We start from the raw sequence: 624 nt of genomic DNA, 5'->3' as shown, positions 1-624 counted from the left end.
CGGGGCAACCATGTGCTCTGCCGCTTGAACTCTGGCTTGGGCTACCCCTGGCACACATCGATCCACTCAGCCCCAATCAGCTCAACCATCCTCTGCGGGCTGATCCGCACCGCCGCATTGGTGGCGCCTGCCGCGGGCACGACCTCGTCAAATTCGCGCAGCGATACGTCGCAATAGACCGGCAGCGGCGCCGGCAGGCCGAACGGGCAGACGCCGCCGACCGGGTGGCTCGTCGCTTCGACAACTTCCGCCGCGTCGAGCATGCGCGGCTTGCCGCCGAACTGGTCCTTGAACTTGCGGTTGTCCAGCCTGGCGATGCCGCTGGTCACCACCAGCATGGTGCGGTCGCCGACGCGCAGGCAGATCGTCTTGGCGATCTGCGCCGGCAGCACGCCATGCGCCTCGGCCGCCAGGGTCACCGTCGCCGAGCTCGCCTCCGTGACGATGACATCGATGTCGGGCGCGTGGGTGGCAAAGAACGCACGAACGGAGTCCAGGCTCATATCGAAAAACCCATGGTTCAAAAACTTGAAGGACGGCGGATTGCTGTCCAGCAGCCGGGGCCGCCGCGCATATAAGCACGCGCGGCATACAAATCGGCAAGCGCCAGGCTGAAGCAGACGC

At 65.7% G+C, this 624-nt stretch carries 1 protein-coding gene; it reads right to left on the bottom strand.

The annotated features are described in order from the left end of the window. Nucleotides 1-41 precede the first annotated feature (41 nt). Nucleotides 42-503, bottom strand: a complete 462-nt coding sequence (locus tag EOA22_RS36375) for a YbaK/EbsC family protein (protein ID WP_013532225.1) — start codon at nt 501-503, stop codon at nt 42-44. Nucleotides 504-624 lie beyond the last annotated feature (121 nt).

The organism is Mesorhizobium sp. M7A.F.Ca.US.014.04.1.1 (genome assembly GCF_003998745.1).
GTDB lineage: Bacteria > Pseudomonadota > Alphaproteobacteria > Rhizobiales > Rhizobiaceae > Mesorhizobium > Mesorhizobium ciceri.
The sequence above is the reverse complement of the archived record's forward strand: the minus strand, read 5'-3'. Positions and strand labels throughout refer to the sequence as shown.